This is a genomic window from Lacrimispora sp. (assembly GCF_032078915.1).
GTDB lineage: Bacteria > Bacillota > Clostridia > Lachnospirales > Lachnospiraceae > Lacrimispora.
In genome coordinates this window covers 21,536-41,146 of sequence record NZ_DAMAUN010000038.1, presented here as the reverse complement: position 1 = coordinate 41,146, position 19,611 = coordinate 21,536, and the positions used below count along the sequence as shown (strand labels likewise).

The window sequence follows — 19,611 nt, the reverse complement described above, 5'->3', positions numbered from 1 at the left end:
GGCCGGAACTTCAGCGTCTGTTTTTTGTTTCACGCGGATATAACGGCACTTACCGGTTTTTCGGGAATTATTGCGCATTTTTTTCTTATGACGTATAATCAAACAAGAAACACCCTTCGGGTATCCCTTTACACCCGGTAAAACGGGGTGTGCCCTGCCCAAAAAGCATGGGCAGGAATATGGAAAGGAGGTGAGAACGATTGATACCATAGATTATTATGCCTATGCCTCCCGTATGAGAGGCTGGAACCCCCAGTTTAAGGCGGTGACAGCGGCAGCTTCCCTGCTCTTTTGTATCGGAGCCAATGACAGGAAGGTGTCGGTACTGGTGCTTTTCATTATGTCCGCTATCACCATACTGGCAGGCGGGGTTCCCTGGAAAAGTTATTTGTCCCTTCTTAAGATCCCTCTTGCATTTCTCTTTTTGGGGACAGCAGCCATTGTCATCGACATATCATCGGTACCACATGGACGGGTGCTTGTTTCTGTTCAGGGAGTTTCCCTGTATCTGACAGAAGGCGGACCGGAACTGGCTTTAGGACTGATTTTAAAGGCGCTTGCTGCTTTAAGTGCCATGTATATGCTGGTGCTTTCCACTCCGGCAAGCGAGATCATCTGTGTGTTCCGAAGGCTTCATGTTCCCAAATTAATTCTGGAACTGATGAACATGATTTACCGGTTTATCTTCGTAATGATGGATACCCAATGCTTCATGAAGCAGGCCGCCGAGTCAAGGCTGGGTTACTGCGATTTTAAGACTTCCTGCCGCTCCTTTGGAAACACGGCCGGAAATCTGTTCGTGGTTTCCTTAAAAAAGGCCAATACCTATTATGATGCACTGACCGCCCGCTGCTATGACGGAGAGCTTTTGTTTCTGGAGGAGGAAAAAAGGGTGAAAGGGTGGCAGCTTTGGGTGGCAGCCGGTTATTTTATGGTCCTGTTATGGGTGCGTCTGCTGGCTTAACCGGCTGATGGGACAGAAACAGCAAAGAAGGAGGTGAGGGAAGATGGAGGAAATACTTTTGCAGGCAGAAAACCTGTGCTATTCATATGGACAGGACAAGCAGGTATTAATGGATATCAATATTACCGTGAGAAAGGGAGAGAAACTCGTGATTCTCGGTTCTAACGGTGCAGGAAAATCCACCTGCTTTCTCAATTTAAACGGGGTATACCGCCCGGATTCCGGAAGGATTCTTTACCGTGGGAAAGAGATTGGGAAAAAGGATTTAAATGAGCTGAGAAAAAATGTAGGGATCGTCTTTCAGGATGCAGACAATCAGATCATCGCTTCCACCGTGTTTGCGGAGGTGTCTTTTGGCCCTATGAATTTAAAGCTTCCAAGAGAGGAAGTGAAGAAACGGGTGGAGGATGCCCTGGAATACATGAATTTAGGGTCGATGAGGGACCGGCCGCCCCACTATTTAAGCGGGGGAGAGAAAAAGCGTGTCAGCATAGCGGACATCATTGCCATGGAATCCGAGGTGGTCATATTTGATGAGCCTACGGCCTCTCTGGATCCGGTCAATGTGGAAATGTTAGAGGGTGTTCTGGATAAGATGAATGAAATGGGGAAAACTCTTTTGATTTCAACCCATGATGTGGATTTCGCCTACCGTTTTGCAGACCGCGCAGTGATTTTTGCCGGGGGGCGCATCATAGCAGACGGTCCGGTGAGGGAAGTGTTCGGGGATGATGAAGTATTACATCAGGCCAATTTAAAAAGGCCGATTCTTTTGGAGGTTTATAACAGCCTGGTGAAGCACCGCATTTTAGAAGAAGGCGGGGGCTCTCCCAGAGATGCCGGAGAACTGGAAATGCTCTTGCAAACACAAAGAAATTGACAGAAATGTAATAAACAGCTACAATACTAACGTATCATGTGAAAGGTGCCTGTGAAAATTCTCCGCAGGATAATAGGGAAAAGGGTGTAAATCCCTTACGGTCCCGCCGCTGTAAGTGTGGAGCAGGGCTCAAGAAATCACTGGGAAACCGGGAAGAGGAGCTGCTGTGAAGATACACGAGTCAGAAGACCTGCCTTTCATAAGGAAGTTCGATTCGCCTTTGGCTCATCGAACGGCTAATTTACTAAATTCAGGCTACGCCTTCATTTAGTAAATTATGCCTGCGACGCATCTGGTTACGAGCGATGATCAGATGCCGGGAAGTCTTTTTGTTGTATAAAGATTTACCCTGTGAGCGCCGGTCTGATGAGTGGGAATCATCGGAATTTGGTGCTTATTTTATTGGAATACCCTTTGGGTATACCTTTACATCCGATAAAGCGGGGTGGGACCTACCCAGAACGCTGTGTGGGAAAACGGAAAGGAGAATGAAAATGAGTAAGAAAGAAAAAAGAGTCATGAAACTTGTCGTTGCATTTGCTCTGGCCTTTGGAATTGTTCCAAGCGCTTATGGAATGCACATTATGGAGGGGTATCTGCCGGTTGGATACTGTATCGCCTGGGGGGCCATTTGCGTGCCATTTCTGGCAGCGGGATTTTTCTCCATCAGGAAGAAGCTGAAAGAGAACAGGAAATCCATCACCATACTGGCCATGTCGGGAGCCTTTATTTTTGTCATATCATCTTTAAAGATCCCGTCCGTAACCGGAAGCTGTTCCCATATGACAGGAACCGGCCTTGGAGCACTTTTATTCGGGCCGTCCGCGGTCAGCATTCTGGGAATGATCGTGCTGATATTCCAGGCCATATTACTGGCCCACGGCGGTCTTACGACGCTGGGCGCCAATACCTTTTCCATGGCAATTGCAGGACCGTTCGTGTCTTTTGGAATTTATAAATTATTAAAAATGCTGAAGGTAAATAAACTGGTCAGCATTTTCCTGGCAGCGATGATCGGTGATTTGTTTACATATTGTGTGACCGCCATTCAGCTTGCACTGGCTTATCCTTCGGAAACAGGCGGCGTCTTTGCTTCTGCCGTTAAGTTTTTAGGGGTATTTGCACCGACTCAGCTTCCCCTTGCAATCATTGAGGGAATCTTCACCACAGTGATCATCATCACCCTTGAAACGTATGCCCTTCCGGAACTGAAGGCAATTGGATTTTCAAAGGAGGTTCAGTAATATGACCAGTAAAAACAAAACGATCGTAGCAACTCTCCTGATTTTAGCTTTCCTGATTGCAGCGGTTCCCCTCTTTGCCTTAAAGGGAGCCGAATTCGGCGGTTCTGATGATGCAGGAAGCCAGATGATATCAGAGATCCAGGGAACGGAATATGAGCCATGGTTTACACCGGTCATGGAAACCTTCATTGACGGGGAGCTTCCCGGAGAAGTGGAAAGCCTGCTCTTTTGTATCCAGACCGGTATCGGTGTAGGAATTCTGGCCTTTTTCATGGGACGGTTCGTGGAACGGAAGAAGTGGCAGGAAAAAGGGAAATAATGAAATAGGATAAGAATTTATAGGATAAGAACCTGATAGAGGGTGTCTTAGAGGTAAAACACCTTTAAGACACCCTCAAATTACAATGTTATATAAGCATTTCATTTACATGAATGATTGCGCCTAATATATTAGAATCATTGTTATAGCTGCATTTATCAATTTTAGTTGTTATAAATTCCTCACCCTTAAAATAGCTCTTGCATGTGCTCTGAAACTTTTCTCTGACAGCTTCAATAAACCAGGCTTCTTCTGATATCCCTCCGCCGATGCATATGATTTCCGGATTATAAAATACAGCGATTGTCAGCAATTGAATGGAAATATTATTGATCCATTCATCAACTGTTTCTATGGCGGTTCTGTCCCCATTTAAATATTTATCACATACTTCGTTTCCATATACAGCCTTATCTTCTTTCGTTAACTTACTGTTATATATTTTAATCAGAGCTGTCATGGAGCAATAATCCCCTTGACAGTCAAGGGCTTCAGTTTTAAAATTCATGAATGGCAGGTGGTGGAATTCTCCTGCATAGCCATCCTTACCATATATAACCCCTTTCTCATCACATAAGCACCCACCGGTGCCTGTTCCGATGATCAAAAATGCAGAAGAGCGGCTCCCTTTTGCATTTCCCATTTTAAGTTCACAAAGGCCGGCGGCTTTGGCGTCGTTGATTGTTGCCACCTTCTTATTTGTCCTTTTTCCTATTTCACAATTAACATTGCTTTCCTTCATAATACATACATTTGCCGCAGCATAAGATTTTACATTGGAATTTTCATCAATGAGCCCTGGAGCGCTTACTCCTATATTTTTTATTGAGTCGAGGTCTTTGATATTTGAACATATGTAATCATAAAACTCATGTATGTTGTCAAACTTTTTGGTCTTAGCTTTCCACCGGTCAACAATATGATACGTTTCATCTGCTAATGCATATTTAATAAATGTTCCGCCTATGTCAATCCCTAAACAATATTCCATATCCCTCTCCTTAGCTCACTGATTATTCTTATATTCTGTGAAACGAATACGATGGAAACGCCTTTCCTTTCATTATTATTAGAATATCTCAAAAGAAGTGGATTCGTCAACGGGAAAATGATATACTATTCCTATCTTTTATAAGAGGTGAAAAACAATGAAAAAAATGATTTCTTGGAATGTAAACGGCCTTCGCGCCTGCGTGGACAAGGGCTTTTTGGATTATTTTAATGAGGTGGATGCGGATGTATTTTGTATCCAGGAAAGCAAACTCCAGGAGGGACAGATCGAGCTTGATCTTCCCGGATATTATCAGTACTGGAATTATGCGGAAAAGAAAGGCTATTCAGGGACTGCCATATTTACAAAGGAGATGCCTTTGTCAGTGGCTTATGGAATCGATGTAGAGGAGCATGACAGGGAGGGCCGGGTGATCGCAGTTGAATATCCGGAATACTATGTAGTTACCTGCTATACCCCCAATTCCCAGAATGAGCTGGCTCGTCTGCCTTACCGTATGACATGGGAGGATGCTTTCTTTTCCTATTTAAAGAAGCTGGAGGAGAAAAAGCCGGTGATTTTCTGCGGAGACTTAAATGTGGCTCATAAGGAAATTGATTTAAAGAATCCGAAAACCAACCGGAAAAATGCAGGCTTTACCGATGAAGAAAGGGAGAAGTTTACCTTCCTTTTGAAAAATGGTTTTATTGACACATACCGTTATTTCTATCCGGAGCTGGAAGGCGTATACTCCTGGTGGTCTTACCGGTTTAGCGCCAGGCAGAAAAATGCAGGCTGGCGCATTGACTATTTCTGCGTTTCTGAAAGCTTAGAGGACAGGCTTTTAAGCGCGGACATCCATACCCAGGTCTTAGGCTCCGACCACTGCCCTGTGGAGCTTGTGATCCGTTAGAGAGTACCAGACAGGAGAGAACGATAAGGAATGAATTTACTGACGATTGAACATTTAACAAAATCATATACGGAACGTCTGCTTTTTGATGATACCAGCTTCAGCATCAATGAAGGGGAAAAGATCGGGTTGATCGGCATTAATGGAACCGGGAAATCCACATTGCTCCGGATCGTGGCAGGTCTTGAGGAGCCGGATCAGGGGACTGTGGTCAAGGGGCGGAATTTAGATATCCGTTTTCTGTCTCAGAATCCAATCTTCCATGAAGGTGATACCATTTTAGAGAGCATTGTCCGGGACAATGAAGGGCATGAGCATGTCTGGGACCTGGAAAGCCAGGCAAAGGCCATGCTGACCAGACTGGGATTTTCGGACTTTGATTCCAAGGTGGAGACCTTATCAGGAGGACAGAGAAAACGAGTGGCGTTAGTCAGCGTTCTTCTTGGGAATACCGACTTACTGGTTCTTGACGAGCCGACCAACCATTTAGACAGCAGCATGGCGGAGTGGCTGGAGGACTATTTAAAGCGTTTTAGAGGGGCACTTTTGATGGTAACCCATGACCGGTATTTTTTGGACAGCGTTACCAACCGGATTGTAGAGCTGGATAAGGGAAAGCTCTACAACTATCAGGAGAACAAGGTGAATGGCGGTGGAGCCGACAGAGAGGGCACCCTGGGGTGTTATGAAGGGTATTTAAAGCTGAAGGCAGAGCGTATGGACATGGAGGCGGCCACAGAGCGGAAACGCCAGTCCATCCTTAAAGTGGAGTTAGAGTGGATGCAGCGGGGCGCCAGAGCGCGTTCTACCAAGCAGAAGGCCCATATCCAGCGCTATGAGAACCTTCGTGACCAGGAGGGGATTAAGATCGATCAGACGGTGGAACTGGATTCTGTTTCAAGCCGTCTGGGGCGTACCACAGTGGAACTTAATGAGATCAACAAAGCCTTTGGGGAAAAGGTTCTCATGAAGGACTTTACCTATGTGTTCTTAAAAAATGACCGCATCGGCATCATCGGGCCGAATGGAAGCGGTAAGTCCACGCTGATGAAGATCATAGCAGGGTGGCTGGAGCCTGACGCCGGGACGGTCACCATAGGGCAGACTGTGAAAATGGGATATTTTTCTCAGGAGAGCGAAGACGTGGATGGCAGTGTAAAGGTCATTGACTACATCCGGAACGTAGCAGAGTATGTAAAGACAAAGGATGGAAGTGTCAGCGCCTCTCAGATGCTGGAACGCTTTCTGTTTCCTTCAAGCGTTCAGTTCACCACCGTCAGCAAGCTGTCCGGCGGGGAGAAAAGAAGGCTTTATCTGCTCCGGATCCTGATGGAAGCGCCGAATGTGCTTTTGCTTGACGAGCCGACCAATGATCTGGATATCCAGACGCTGACGATCTTAGAGGATTATCTTGACAGCTTTCAGGGGATTGTAGTCACGGTATCCCATGACCGGTATTTTCTTGACCGGGTAGTGCGCCGGATCTTTGCCTTTGAGGGCCAGGGCCGGGTGACCCAGTATGACGGAGGCTTTACTGAGTAGCAGGCGGCATTTCAGGAGAAGTATCCGGAAGGTCTTCCAGGTCAGGATGAGGAAGCTGCAAAAAGTTCGGAAGCCACGGAAAAGAAGACCAAGGAAAAGCCAAAGGGAGAGAGAAAGCTAAAATTTTCCTTTAAGGAACAAAGGGAGTGGGAAACCATAGAGGAGGATTTAGCGGCCCTGGAAGGAAAGATCGAAGCCCTGGACAGTCAGATGGGAGAAGCTGCCAGCGATTACAGCAGGCTGAATGCGCTGATGGAAGAAAAGACAGAGCAGGAAAGGCTGCTGGAAGAAAAAATGGAGCGCTGGATGTATCTAAACGACCTGGCAGAACAGATTGAGAACCAATAGAAGCACGATAAAATTCAGCAGGAACCATTCCGGGATCGGACCAAGAGACGGAGGAGAAAAGCGATATGGTACAGTACAGGATTGCAAAGCATGAGATGGGAACCTATTCTATGGGGCTCTCAAGGGTATCCGGCGGAATCCGCCTGTGTGTGGCTGCGCAAGGAGAGGAGTGCAGGGTCCTGATGTATAAGGCCGGAGAAGAAACGCCGGTCCAGACCCTCACTTTTCCTGCAGAGTCCAGAAAAGGTGATGTTTGGAGCATGACCATTCTGGGAGAGGATTTTGAAAACCTGGAATACTGCTTTGAAATCGATGGAAAACTGTTTTCTGATCCTTATGGAAAGCGATTTACCGGACGTGAGGAATGGGGGGATCTTGAACGCGCTTCCGCTATTTTAAGAACTCCCATGGAGTTTTCTGATTTTGACTGGGAAGAGGATAAGCTTCTTCAGATTCCGTATGAGGACAGTATCATATATCGGCTCCATAACCGGGGTTTTACTAAGCACATCTCTTCCAAAGTAAAGAACAGAGGGACCTTTGATGCCATACGGGAAAAGATCCCTTATTTGAAGGAACTGGGCATTACTGCGGTGGAGCTTATGCCGGTGAATGAATTTTCCGAGGTCATCATGCAGGAATCTGTGCAAGGGAACCCGTTTGGTGTGGATAAACCGGTTGGAAAATTGAATTATTGGGGATATACATCAGGCTTTTATTTTGCTCCAAAGGCTTCCTACGCCTCTATAAAGGACCCGGTTTTGGAGTTCAAAGGTCTTGTGAAGGCTCTTCATAAGGAGGGTCTTGAGTTGATTGTGGAGCTTTTCTTTACCGGAAAGGAACCGCCCTCCTTTGTTCTTGATGCAGTACGGTTCTGGGCGGATGAATTTCATGTGGACGGGATCCATCTTGTGGGAAACCCGCCCCTGGACCTTCTTGAACGGGATCCCTATCTAAGCCGGATCAAGCTGTTTGCGGTTTCCTGGGACCCGGCCTTTGAAGGAAAGGTTAAGCACTTAGGGGAGTATAACGACGGCTTTCAGGTGGATATGCGCCGGGTATTAAAGGGTGACGAGGAACAGATGAAAAACCTTGCTTTCCGCACCAGAAGTAATCCGGCAGGATGCGGCGTCATTAATTATATGGCCAATACCAACGGATTTTCCATGATGGATATGGTATCATATGATACCAAACATAATGAGGAAAACGGAGAGAAAAACCAGGATGGCAATCCCTATAATTATTCCTGGAACTGCGGCGTCGAAGGGCCGACAAAGCGGAAAAAGGTGGTGGAACTTCGGAAAAAGCAGCTGAGAAACGCATTCCTTCTTTTGCTTTTAAGCCAGGGAACGCCCCTTATTATGGCTGGAGATGAATTCGGCAATTCCCAGTCAGGCAATAATAATGCATATTGCCAGGATAATGAAGTGTCGTGGCTGAACTGGAATCTGGTTAAGACCAATCAGGATATCCTGGAATTTGTAAAGGCAGTGATCGCATTTCGGAAGGCTCATCCAGTGTTCCATATGCCGAAGGAGCCAAGGATCATGGACTATCTGGCGTGTGGGTTCCCTGATGTTTCCTATCATGGAGTAAAGGCATGGTGCCCGGAATTTGATAATTTCCGGCGCCAGCTTGGAATCTTTTACTATGGGGAATATGGAAGAAAACCGGATGGGACTGCTGACGGCAACTTTTATGTGGCTTATAATATGCACTGGGAGCCCCACGAATTTGATCTCCCTAATCTGCCTAAGAAGGAGCAATGGCATGTGGTCTTTCATACAGATGAGGGGGAAGAAAACGGCATGTACCCGGAAGGTAAGGAGCCTGTGGCAGAAGGGAAACGGTTTCTGGTTCCGCCCAGGTCCATCGTGGTGCTCATGGGCAAGAAATGATCCGTGGTATTTGAAAAAGTTATTTACGGTTATGATGTTTTTGAGGGCAATCAATGGATTGCCCTTATTTTTTATGTATTTTTTATGAGCACATTTTTGTTTGTTTTTAAAAGACAAATTTAGGTATCAATTAAGGTAGAAAATAAAGTTTAATTATAATAATTCATGAAAGCCAGTGATATATTGCATAAAAGAGGTGGGGCAATGCAAGTTATTGAAAAGCGCGCGTTCAATTTATTGCAGTATTTACTGAGTGACAGAAATTTTTCTGTTAGCAAAGCCATGGATTTATTAGGATGTTCCAAAAGGCAGATTGAATATGATGTGAGTAAGATCAATGAGCTGCTGAAAGAAAATGAGATTGAATTAATCAGATTGTCGAGAGGGAGATTTCTGATTAATAAGGAGACAATTGACAAAGTAACGAAGCTAAACCTGCCCCATCAGAAATTCATTGTTAATGGGGAAAATAAAATCTGGTTGATCTGTATTCAGATTTTTTGTACAAGGGAACCTTTGGGGTTGAATCATTTTATTACGAAGCTGCAATCAAGCAAGAATACGGTCTTAGGTGATTTAAGAAAGATTGCAAGGATAGGCAGTCAGTACAAGGTGGAATTAAAATACTCACGAAAATCGGGCTATTACTTTGAAGGTGAGCCCATTAAAATCCGATCTCTGGTATTGCTGTCAATTATTAACCTGAAAGATAACTTTTTATGTAAAGAACTGATCTCACTGGCAGTGTCGGACAATTCCTATGATGCTGTATTTGAAGAAACAAAAGACAAGACAGAGTCCTTGATTAAGGAATTTAATCTGCCGATCATGAAGGAATATCGAACCCTGGTGATCTATTTTATCAGCTTACTGCCCTATCACTGTCAGTCAATTACATACGTATCCCCCCTGATCCATGAACCCATGTGGAACCACCTCCCTCTTTATGCAGCTGTAACAGCTTTTTATGAGTCACTGACGTTTCATTTGTCCAAAGAAGAGATTGACTATTTATTTGTACTTTTGTTAAGCGTGACTTTGGGAGATAACATGTATTTCCAGCTTTACGATCAGGAGAGCATATTTTTACAGGAGATGTGCCAAAGCCTGATCAACCGTTTTGAAGTTATCACAGGTACCGTGGTGCAGAAAAAGGCGGGCATAACAGAAAACATGCTGATGCATTTACGTTTGGCCTATTTTCGGCTGAAGTATGGAATACCGGTAGTGAATCCGGCATTGATGCAGGTTAAAAAAGAGTACGGAGAGGTATTTGACATATGCAGATTCGTGCTGGAGCCTTTTGGGGACTATTTGGACTGCTTGATTCCCGATGATGAGATTGCCTATATTGCCTTGCATTTTATGACGGTAATGGATTTGCCGGATCAGGATAAGATCAGAAAAAGAGCGATCATCGTATGCCAGAACGGACTTGCAAGCTCTGTTATGATGAAAAACCAATTAATAAAAGTATTTCCCGAAATACACTTTGTGGCCACCTGCAATGCAGAAGAGTTTAAAAGGATTCCGGTTGAAACCTATGACATGGTTTTTTCCACTACCGAGGGGATCGATGTGCCTGAAGAGAAGTATTTGTTCCTCTCCTCCCCCATTTTAACGGTGGAAGAAAAATTTATAATGAGTGAAGCGGTATATTCTTCGGTATTCGGAATCAAATCAGAAGCTAATGTAACAGTTCATTCCATTTTGGAAGTCGTAGAGAAATACGCAGTGATTCATGATCAGAAGGGATTAAGCAGCGACTTAAAGAACCTCTTGCAGAAGAAGTATAAAAAAGAAAGCGGCAGAGAAGGAGGATTACCTGTGATAAAAGACCTTCTTACGAAGGAAACCATACAATTTGCTTCCCGTGTGAACAGTTGGGAGGAAGCAATCTGGCTGGGGGCAAGGCCTTTATTGGAGAATGGTTCCATAACAAAAGCTTATATCAATGCAATGATAGACAATGTAAAGGGCTATGGTCCCTATATCGTAATATGCCCCTATGTAGCGATCCCCCATGCACAGAATCAAACAGGGGTCAATAAACTGGGAATGAGTTTTTTAAAGCTGGAAGAAGAGGTTTGCGTGCTGGATAATCCCCAAAAGCCAGTCAAGGTTTTCATTACCATGGCAGCGATTGATAATCACACGCATTTAAGAGCGCTTGCCCAACTATCTAATATTTTAACCAATGAAGATACCAGGGAACAATTTTTAGCTTGTAACTCAGTGGAGGAGGTCCTCCAATTGCTTGATATTGATGAAGAATAAAAAAACGAGGTAAATGTCATATGAAGATATTGGCGGTTTGCGGTTCAGGGCTTGGAAGCAGTTTTATGATGGAAATGAATATAAAAAATGTGTTAAAGGAGATCGGGGCAGCAGGAATTGAGGTGGATCACAGTGATTTAGGGGGTGCGACACCTGGGGCGGCAGATATCTTTATTGCAGGAAGAGACATCGCAATGGCAATGACCCATTTGAAAGGAGTCGTAGAGCTTGATAACCTGCTGGATAAAAAAGAACTGAAGGAAAAATTGGAAGAGTCCTTAAGGAAACTGAATGTAATCTAATTGCGCAAAGAGAGGAGAAGACAATGGCTGTTTTAAATATAATACAGGAAATTCTTTCGACCCCTGCAGTATTAGTGGCATTAATTGCATTGATTGGTTTATTGCTGCAAAAGAAACCCGCGGCAGATACCATCAGAGGTACGATAAAATCATTTCTTGGTTTTATCGTGTTATCCGCAGGAGCAGATGTGATCGTCACATCCCTGGCCCCGTTGGGAGGAATGTTTCAGGAGGCATTTCATACGGCAGGAGTTGTGCCTAATAACGAGGCAATTATTGCGGTGGCATTAAAAGAGTATGGTCAGGTTACTGCCCTGATCATGTTTTTCGGTATGTTCGCCAATATCTTAATTGCCCGTATTACCAGGTTTAAATATGTTTTTCTCACAGGACATCATACTCTTTATATGGCTTGTATGATTGGTGTTATCTTAATTACCATCGGCATGTCTACCGCTGCGACAGTAGTTGTGGGAGCGGTTGCCCTTGGAATTGTTATGGTGCTGTTCCCTGCCCTGGCACAGCCAACGATGAAAAAGATAACGAAATCCGATGATGTAGCTTTCGGACATTTCAGCACCATCGGATATTGGTCTTCTGCAATGATCGGTAAATTAGTAGGGAAAAATTCTAAGTCCACGGAAGAGATAGAATTCCCGAAATCACTTGCATTTTTAAGAGACAGTTCCGTTTCTATTTCCCTGACTATGGTTATCTTTTATCTGATCCTTGCACTCTTTTGCGGACCGGACTATGTAAAGAACAACTGGTCGGACGGAACGAATTACATTATGTTTTCCATTACAAAAGGAATTCAGTTTGCGGCAGGAGTATTTATCATTTTACAGGGAGTGCGTCTGATCCTTGCAGAAATTGTGCCGGCATTCAAGGGTATTTCGGAAAGGCTGATTCCCAATGCGAAACCGGCGTTAGACTGCCCGATTGTGTATACCTTTGCTCCAAATGCTGTATTAATTGGTTTCTTCTCCAGTTTTGTAGGCGGGATCGTAGGTATGATAATGCTTATTCTTACCGGAGGAATCATCATATTGCCGGGAGTTGTGCCCCACTTCTTCTGCGGCGCTACGGCAGGAGTTTTCGGCAATGCCAACGGAGGGGTAAAAGGAGCTGTATTCGGATCCTTTATAAACGGTTTAATGCTGACCTTTGCTCCCCTTCTCTTAATGCCATTGCTTGGTGATCTGGGTTACCAGGGAACAACCTTCTCTGATCTGGATTTTATAGCCTCCGGATTCTTAATCGGTAAAGCAGGGCAATTAGGGCCTATAGCTGCTGCCATATTCGTATTTGGGGTATTGGCAGTCATGATTGCTGTCTCAATTAAGAAACCTGGGAGAAAAGAAACGGAATCATGATACATAAAGAGGAAGGCTGTAATGCTTGATGGTATGTTTAAGCATTACAGCTCTTCTTTCACCGGAAGACAGGATTTTCTGTCAGAGATTAAAGAAAGAGGGATTGGAATGGAGTATAAGGAGCTGCAATTAATAGCCAATGATATCCGCAAGGGAATCATTGATGCCGTATATCATGCAGGCTGCGGACACCCGGGAGGGTCCTTATCCGCAGCGGAAATACTGACGTATCTGTTTTTTAAAGAGTTGAATATTGATGAAAAAGACCCGGGAAAGGAGGACCGGGACCGGTTTATCTTATCAAAGGGTCATATAACGCCAGGGTACTATGCAGTACTGGCTAACCGTGGATTCTTTCCTGTGGATGAATTATCGACTTTTCGGAAAATAGGTTCCAGGTTACAGGGGCATCCGGATATGAAGAAAACGCCTGGCGTGGATATGTCCAGCGGCTCTTTGGGACAGGGTATCTCGGTTGCTGCCGGGATGGCTTTGTCAGGGAAGCTGTCTTTAAAAAACTACCGCGTCTATGCGTTGGCAGGTGACGGGGAAATACAGGAAGGGCAGGTATGGGAAGCTGCCATGTTTGCAGCCCACAGGAAATTAGACAATCTGGTGGTGATTGTAGATAATAACAAACTCCAGATAGACGGAACCGTTGAGGAGATCTGTTCTCCTTATCCCATTGACAAGAAGTTTGAGGCTTTTGGGTTTCATGCCGTGACAGTCAATGGCCATAACTTTGAGGAACTGGAAGAAGCCTTTCTGACGGCAAAGCAGGTGAAAGGGAAACCAACGGTCATTATTACGAAGACAATAAAGGGAAAAGGCATCTCATTTATGGAAGATAATTTGTCCTGGCATAGCGGCGTACTGAATGAAGAACAGTATCAGCTTGCTATGGACGAATTGGAAAGGGAAAGGAAGTTGTTATGTCAGGGATCATAAAGAAGGCAACCAGGGACAGTTATGGCGAAGCATTAGTGGAATTAGGCAATATCCATGAAGATTTACTTGTATTGGATGCTGATCTGGCTTCTGCAACAAAGACCGCTTATTTTAAAAAGGCATTTCCTGACAGACATATCGACTGCGGGATAGCAGAGTGCAATATGATGGGGGTTGCCGCGGGCTTGTCTTTAACAGGTAAGATTCCCTTTGCCAGTTCCTTTGCCATGTTTACGGCAGGCCGTGGGTTTGAACAGATACGCAATTCCATTGGATACCCCGGTTTAAATGTAAAAATCGGAGCCACTCACGGAGGGATCTCTGTAGGAGAGGATGGGGCCACACATCAATGCAATGAGGACTTTGCTCTCATGAGGACCATACCGGGAATGGTTGTCATATGTCCTTCGGATGACATAGAAACAAAAGCGGCGGTAAAGGCAGCGTATAACCATAAAGGGCCTGTTTATTTAAGATTTGGAAGAGTCCCTGTTCCTTCTGTTAATGAGAGGGAAGACTATCATTTTGAAATTGGGGAAGGAGTCGTATTAAAAGAGGGCAGGGATATCACTGTCATTGCAAATGGAATCCTGGTAAATGAAGTGCTGGAGGCAGAGAAGGTATTGGCGGAAAATGGGCTTCAGGCACAAATAATAAATATCCATACCATTAAGCCCCTCGATAAGGATTTAGTGATTCAGTCAGCAAAAAAGACAGGAAAAATAGCAGTAGTGGAGGAGCATTCCATTATCGGCGGATTAGGAAGCGCGGTGTGTGATGCCCTGTCTGAGCATTATCCGGTCCCAGTTTTAAAAATAGGTGTAAATGACGTCTATGGAAGATCCGGATCTGCAAGGGAACTGCTAAGAGAGCATGAGCTGGATTCAGAAAGCCTGGCAAATCGCATTCTTGATTTTTATAAGCGGAAATAATACGTTTTACAATATTTAAAGAAGACACACCATGGAGGAAAATGGACCCTGGTGTGTTTTTTATGCAGTTTTTCAGGGAAGGCTGCATGGAAGCGTTGGACGGAGGGGAGCCGTATCATCTTGACAACTTCTTGACATGGCACCATTTCATTTTAACACCGTCTTGATTTTTTCTCTGATATGATTGTGAGCATAGGGAGAAGGAAAATAAAAGGATCAGGAGAGGAAATCATGGGAGCTATTTTGATGCTGGTAAGCATTATCGGTGTTTCATTGTTAATTTATTTATTTTACATTCTATTTCGAGGTGATCAGCTATGAGCCATATTGTTTTGCAGGATATATTTTATATTGCTGTTTTAGTTGGATTGTCCCTTCCTTTGGGCATTTATATATACAAGGTTATGACAGGGCAAAGGGTATTCTTAACACCTGCCTTCGCTCCTGTGGAAAAGGGGGTTTATAAGCTTATGGGCATTGCCGCCGAGGATGAGATGAACGCAGGCAAGTATGCGCTTTCCGTTTTTTTATTCAGCGGGGCAGGCTTTGTTTTTCTTTTCAGTTTACTGATGCTGCAGGGGGTTCTGCCATTTAATCCGGAGGGAATGAAAGGAGCCAGCTGGCATCTGGCTTTTAACACAGCCGCCAGCTTTGTTTCCAACACCAACTGGCAGTCCTATTCAGGCGAATCCACCCTGTCTTATTTCACCCAGTTTTCAGGTCTTGCTGTCCAGAACTTCGTGTCGGCGGCAACGGGGATCGCCGTACTCTTTGCCTTGATCAGAGGCTTTGTCCTGAAACAGAAAAAAACCATTGGAAATTTCTGGGCAGATTTAATAAGGTCCACGCTTTATATCCTGATCCCGATTTCTTTTCTCGTGGCTTTGCTGCTTGTTTCCCAGGGGGTGGTACAGACGTTTGGCTCCTATAAAGAAGCTGCCACGCTGGAAAATGGAGCCTTGCAGACAATACCCTTAGGCCCTGCGGCAAGCCAGATCGCGATCAAACAGCTTGGAACAAACGGAGGCGGCTTCTTTGGGATGAACTCTGCGTTTCCTCTTGAGAATCCAACTGCCTTCTCGAACCTGATACAGGTTTTATCTATTCTGCTGATTCCTGCGGCGCTTTGCGTAAGCTTTGGAAGGGCGGTAAAAGACGGCAGGCAGGGGCGGTCAATTTATATTGCCATGATGATTTTCTTTGCCGCAGCTCTTGGTGCCATGACCGTCAGCGAGCAGTTCTCGGCCCCTGTGTTTGAACATGCAGCAGCTTCCGGCAGCATGGAAGGCAAGGAGGTAATTCACGGCGTTGGTGCTTCCTCTTTATGGGCAGTGGTGACCACGGCGGCATCAAACGGCTCCGTAAACGCCATGCATGACAGCCTTACGCCCCTTGGGGGAATGGTTTCCATGTTCCTTATGCAGCTTGGGGAAATAGTATTTGGCGGCGTGGGAAGCGGACTTTATGGAATGCTTGCATTTGTACTTCTTACCGTATTTATTGCGGGTTTGATGGTTGGCAGGACTCCGGAGTATCTGGGAAAAAAGGTAGAACCTTTTGATATGAAGATGGTTTGCTTAATTGTCCTCGTCCCCCCGCTGCTGACGCTCATAGGAACTTCCGCAGCCGTCTCCATGCCTGGTGTCCGGTCATGGCTGACCAATTCAGGAGCCCATGGATTTTCAGAGATTTTGTATGCCTTTTCTTCCATGGCGAATAACAATGGCAGTTCCTTTGGAGGATTTTACGGGAATACCCCGTTTACCAATATTTTAGGCGGGATCATTATGCTGATGGTTCGGTTCGTTCCCATGACAGCCGTCATTTTCCTTGCCGGCAATATGGCAAAGAAGAAGGCCGTAGCCGTCAGTGAGGGCACATTGTCCACAAGCAACGGCATATTTATAGGACTTCTGACCGGAGTTATCCTTATCATCGGTGCGCTTAGCTTTTTGCCGGCGCTGGCCCTTGGTCCCATAGCCGATTTCTTTACAATGCAGTGACAGAAGGTGATTAGAATGGAAAAAAAGAGTGTTGATAAAAGCATCTTTTATGATGCGCTGAGACAGTCCTTTGTAAAGCTGTCTCCCAGGGTGCAGGTGAAAAATCCTGTCATGCTGGTCGTTTATATAGGAGCAGTCCTAACCGGCGTTTTATATTTTCTTTCCTTTGCAGGACTTAAGGATGAAAATTCGGGTTATACCTTAACCATATCCCTGATTTTATGGTTTACCGTCCTGTTTGCAAACTTTGCAGAAGCGATTGCAGAGGGGCGGGGGCGGGCACAGGCGGACAGCCTGCGCAGTGCCAAAAAGGACGTAAAGGCAAGAAAACTGAAAACGCCATCCAATATAGACGATTATACGGAGGTTCTTTCCAATGCCCTGAAAAAAGGAGATATCGTATATGTCAGGGCAGGAGAGCAGGTTCCAATGGATGGGGAAGTGATCGATGGGGCAGCCTCTGTGGACGAAAGTGCCATTACCGGGGAATCTGCGCCGGTCATCCGGGAATCCGGCGGAGACCGAAGTGCTGTAACAGGGGGAACCACCCTGGTTTCTGACTGGCTGATCATCGAAGTAACGGCGGAAGCAGGAGAAAGCTTTCTCGATAAAATGATATCCATGGTGGAAGGTGCGGCCAGAAAGAAAACACCTAATGAAGTGGCTTTGCAGATTTTGCTCATAACCCTTACCATCATTTTTCTTGTGGTTACGGCAGCCTTGCGGCCTTTTACCGGCTTTGCAAGCCTCCAGGCAGGGTCTGGCTCCGCCATCTCCATCACCAATGTCATTGCCCTTTTGGTATGCCTCGCGCCTACTACCATTGGTGCGCTTCTATCCTCCATCGGCATTGCGGGCATGAGCCGCTTAAATCAGGCCAATGTTCTGGCAATGAGCGGGCGGGCCATTGAAGCAGCCGGGGATGTGGATGTACTGCTGCTTGATAAGACCGGGACCATTACCCTTGGAAACCGCCAGGCCAGCGAATTTCTGCCAGTGGCCGGCGTCACAGAGCAGGAGCTTGCCGATGCGGCCCAGCTTTCCTCTCTTGCAGACCAGACGGCGGAAGGAAGAAGCATTGTGGTCCTGGCAAAGGAACGGTTTGGGATACGGGGCAGGGAGCTTTCGTCCCTGGGGGCAAGCTTTGTGGAATTTACAGCAAAAACAAGGATGAGCGGCATCGACTATCAGGGAAACGAGATCCGGAAAGGTGCTGCTGATACCATCAAAGCCTATGTGCTGGAAAAGGGAGGCAATTACCAGGAGGAATGTGAAAAGCTTGTAAAGCGTGTCGCCGAGGCAGGAGGTACTCCTCTTGTGGTGGCAAAAAACAATCAGGTGATGGGCGTGGTCTATTTAAAGGACATCGTAAAAAACGGCGTAAAAGAACGTTTTGAGGATCTGCGTAAAATGGGCATCAAGACCATTATGATCACCGGCGACAATCCCATGACAGCGGCAGCGATCGCTGCAGAGGCAGGCGTTGATGACTTTCTTGCGGAGGCTACGCCGGAAGCAAAACTGGCCCTCATCCGTGATTACCAGGCCAAAGGCCATCTGGTCGCAATGACCGGAGACGGCACAAATGATGCTCCTGCCCTGGCTCAGGCAGATGTTGCGGTGGCTATGAATTCAGGAACCCAGGCTGCCAAGGAGGCAGGAAACATGGTGGATTTGGATTCCAGTCCTACCAAGCTCATCGATATTGTCCGGATCGGCAAACAGCTTTTGATGACTAGAGGCTCTTTGACGACCTTTAGTGTGGCAAACGATGTGGCAAAGTATTTTGCCATCATTCCTGTACTGTTTTTTGGCATTTATCCTCAGCTGGAAGCCCTGAATTTTATGAGCCTGACCAGCGCCAAAAGTGCCATGCTTTCAGCGATCATTTATAATGCGCTGATCATTATTGCACTGATTCCCCTGGCTCTTAAAGGAGTTAAATACCGGGAGCTGCCGGCTGAAAAGCTGCTGACAAGAAACCTGCTGGTCTATGGCCTGGGCGGAATCTGCGCGCCTTTTCTCGCAATCAAGCTGATAGATATGATTCTGACCGCTTGCGGTCTTGCGTGAGGTAAATAAGAATGATAAAAATCATAGAATTATTCAGAACCGCTGTTGTATGCTTTGGCATAATGACCATATTGTGCGGTATCATTTATACGGCTGCAGTTACGGGGGCTGCCCAGCTGCTGTTTCCGGATCAGGCAAACGGCAGCATGATCGTTGTCACCCAAGAGGACGGAACACAAAAGATATATGGATCCCAGCTGCTGGCCCAGGAGTTTACAAAGCCCCAATATCTTGTTGGAAGGCCCTCCGGCGTGTCAAACCTCTCCCCTGTCAGCAAAGAGCAGCAAACCCTTGTTTTAGAGCGCATAAACTGGTGGCATTCCTTTGACCTCGGTAATCAGGAAGATATTCCCGTGGATCTGGTTACGGCATCAGGAAGCGGCGTTGATCCTCATATCTCCCCTGAAGCGGCAGAATACCAGGTGAAAAGGATTGCAGCCGCCAGGAATTTGACAGAGGATGAAGTGAGAGGCATTATCAAGACCTGTACAAAGGGGAGCTTTCTTGGATTTATCGGGGAACCGGGCGTCAATGTTTTAAAGGTGAATTTGGCTCTTGATGGTTTGCTGCAGATAAAAAAAGTGGTATGATATCTAAA

General features: G+C 45.7%; 15 protein-coding genes, 1 pseudogene and 1 riboswitch. Of the genes and pseudogenes, 15 read left to right on the top strand and 1 reads right to left on the bottom strand.

Annotated elements, in window-relative coordinates; translation table 11 throughout:
• The first annotated feature begins 190 nt into the window (after positions 1 to 190).
• The 4 genes from cbiQ (at position 191) to RT269_RS15690 (ending at position 3,407) form a co-directional block, all read left to right on the top strand.
• The gene (gene cbiQ / locus RT269_RS15705) at positions 191 to 964 is read left to right on the top strand and encodes a cobalt ECF transporter T component CbiQ (RefSeq protein ID WP_313183923.1); all 774 of its coding nucleotides are present in this window, start codon (positions 191 to 193) and stop codon (positions 962 to 964) included.
• A gap of 43 nt (positions 965 to 1,007) precedes the next feature.
• The gene (locus RT269_RS15700; protein ID WP_313183922.1) at positions 1,008 to 1,844 is read left to right on the top strand and encodes an energy-coupling factor ABC transporter ATP-binding protein; all 837 of its coding nucleotides are present in this window, start codon (positions 1,008 to 1,010) and stop codon (positions 1,842 to 1,844) included.
• Positions 1,845 to 1,870: 26 nt separating this feature from the next.
• A riboswitch (cobalamin riboswitch) is annotated at positions 1,871 to 2,056 on the top strand.
• Between the two features lie 282 nt (positions 2,057 to 2,338).
• Positions 2,339 to 3,088 carry an energy-coupling factor ABC transporter permease gene (locus RT269_RS15695; protein WP_313183921.1) on the top strand — a complete coding sequence of 250 codons (750 nt, stop codon included), beginning with the start codon at positions 2,339 to 2,341 and terminating at the stop codon, positions 3,086 to 3,088.
• A 1-nt stretch (position 3,089) separates the two neighbouring features.
• Positions 3,090 to 3,407 (top strand): energy-coupling factor ABC transporter substrate-binding protein, encoded by a 318-nt coding sequence (locus RT269_RS15690; RefSeq protein WP_313183920.1) that lies wholly within the window; start codon positions 3,090 to 3,092, stop codon positions 3,405 to 3,407.
• 88 nt (positions 3,408 to 3,495) lie between these two features.
• Here RT269_RS15690 and RT269_RS15685 read toward each other — a convergent pair whose 3' ends face one another.
• Positions 3,496 to 4,398: an ROK family protein gene (locus RT269_RS15685; protein WP_313183919.1), complete on the bottom strand. Its 903-nt coding sequence runs from the start codon at positions 4,396 to 4,398 to the stop codon at positions 3,496 to 3,498.
• A 157-nt stretch (positions 4,399 to 4,555) separates the two neighbouring features.
• On the opposite strand from RT269_RS15685, the gene RT269_RS15680 reads away from it, so the two are divergent.
• The 11 genes and pseudogenes from RT269_RS15680 to kdpC all read left to right on the top strand — a co-directional run bounded on the left by RT269_RS15680 (position 4,556) and on the right by kdpC (position 19,603).
• Positions 4,556 to 5,311, top strand: coding sequence for an exodeoxyribonuclease III (locus tag RT269_RS15680; protein ID WP_313183917.1), 756 nt, complete (start codon positions 4,556 to 4,558; stop codon positions 5,309 to 5,311).
• Between the two features lie 30 nt (positions 5,312 to 5,341).
• Positions 5,342 to 7,201, top strand: a pseudogene (gene abc-f / locus RT269_RS15675) (ribosomal protection-like ABC-F family protein).
• A 65-nt stretch (positions 7,202 to 7,266) separates the two neighbouring features.
• Positions 7,267 to 9,102, top strand: coding sequence for an alpha amylase C-terminal domain-containing protein (locus tag RT269_RS15670; RefSeq protein WP_313183916.1), 1,836 nt, complete (start codon positions 7,267 to 7,269; stop codon positions 9,100 to 9,102).
• 204 nt (positions 9,103 to 9,306) lie between these two features.
• Positions 9,307 to 11,379 carry a BglG family transcription antiterminator gene (locus RT269_RS15665; protein ID WP_313183915.1) on the top strand — a complete coding sequence of 691 codons (2,073 nt, stop codon included), beginning with the start codon at positions 9,307 to 9,309 and terminating at the stop codon, positions 11,377 to 11,379.
• 20 nt (positions 11,380 to 11,399) lie between these two features.
• Positions 11,400 to 11,681, top strand: a complete 282-nt coding sequence (locus RT269_RS15660) for a PTS sugar transporter subunit IIB (protein ID WP_025230422.1) — start codon at positions 11,400 to 11,402, stop codon at positions 11,679 to 11,681.
• Positions 11,682 to 11,704: 23 nt separating this feature from the next.
• On the top strand, positions 11,705 to 13,057 hold the full coding sequence (locus RT269_RS15655) for a PTS ascorbate transporter subunit IIC (protein WP_313183914.1): 1,353 nt from the start codon (positions 11,705 to 11,707) through the stop codon (positions 13,055 to 13,057).
• Between the two features lie 108 nt (positions 13,058 to 13,165).
• Entirely contained in the window at positions 13,166 to 14,005 is an 840-nt protein-coding gene (locus RT269_RS15650; RefSeq protein WP_313183947.1) for a transketolase, read from the top strand.
• On the top strand, positions 13,990 to 14,937 hold the full coding sequence (locus tag RT269_RS15645) for a transketolase family protein (RefSeq protein WP_313183912.1): 948 nt from the start codon (positions 13,990 to 13,992) through the stop codon (positions 14,935 to 14,937). The genes RT269_RS15650 and RT269_RS15645 overlap by 16 nt, the downstream gene beginning before the upstream one ends.
• A gap of 317 nt (positions 14,938 to 15,254) precedes the next feature.
• Complete coding sequence (gene kdpA, locus RT269_RS15640) at positions 15,255 to 16,940, top strand: potassium-transporting ATPase subunit KdpA (RefSeq protein WP_313183911.1); 1,686 nt, start codon at positions 15,255 to 15,257, stop codon at positions 16,938 to 16,940.
• A 15-nt stretch (positions 16,941 to 16,955) separates the two neighbouring features.
• A complete protein-coding gene (kdpB, locus tag RT269_RS15635; protein ID WP_313183909.1) occupies positions 16,956 to 19,013 on the top strand; it encodes a potassium-transporting ATPase subunit KdpB in 2,058 nt (685 codons plus the stop codon).
• 11 nt (positions 19,014 to 19,024) lie between these two features.
• Complete coding sequence (gene kdpC / locus RT269_RS15630; protein ID WP_313183908.1) at positions 19,025 to 19,603, top strand: K(+)-transporting ATPase subunit C; 579 nt, start codon at positions 19,025 to 19,027, stop codon at positions 19,601 to 19,603.
• Positions 19,604 to 19,611: the final 8 nt, after the last annotated feature.